The sequence below is a fragment of the Streptomyces sp. NRRL S-495 genome (assembly GCF_000966955.1).
Classification (GTDB): domain Bacteria; phylum Actinomycetota; class Actinomycetes; order Streptomycetales; family Streptomycetaceae; genus Kitasatospora; species Kitasatospora purpeofusca.
This window is the reverse complement of sequence record NZ_JZWY01000916.1, coordinates 1-383: the sequence shown is the minus strand read 5'-3', so window position 1 is coordinate 383 and position 383 is coordinate 1. Positions and strand designations below refer to the sequence as shown.

Annotated in this window: 1 protein-coding gene; it reads right to left on the bottom strand. The window is 67.1% G+C overall.

The window, feature by feature from the left end; genetic code table 11:
- The coding region (locus tag VR45_RS50330; RefSeq protein ID WP_286163623.1) for a transposase family protein at nucleotides 1-249 on the bottom strand (249 nt) is incomplete at its 3' end.
- Between the last annotated feature and the right edge of the window lie 134 nt (nucleotides 250-383).

Genomic DNA, 383 nt, shown 5'->3' with positions numbered 1-383 from the left:
AGACTCCGTAGGAGGGGCCTCCAGGGCCGACTGCGGGGCGTCCGTTATCCACTCCCCGATCGCGATGAGGGAACGGGCACCGGCCAGCACGGCCGAAGCTGCCGCGCACAACAGGGGGAGCATCGGATACCGCCGCCCCCGCCGACTGCGTGGGTCGGGCACCCAGATCAGGAAGCGCCGCAGGTCAGCGGCATCCTGTCGGGTGACAGCGCGATTCTGGAGGGTCAGGTGTCCCAGCCCGGCGGGCATGGGCGATGATGTCCGGGCAGGCACGGTCTCGCTCGGTTCTCATGGGTCTCGACAACCACATGATCACCGGCACCGTGCCTGCACTGCGTTCCGGGGAACAACCATCCCCAGAACGAGACATGACATCACATCAC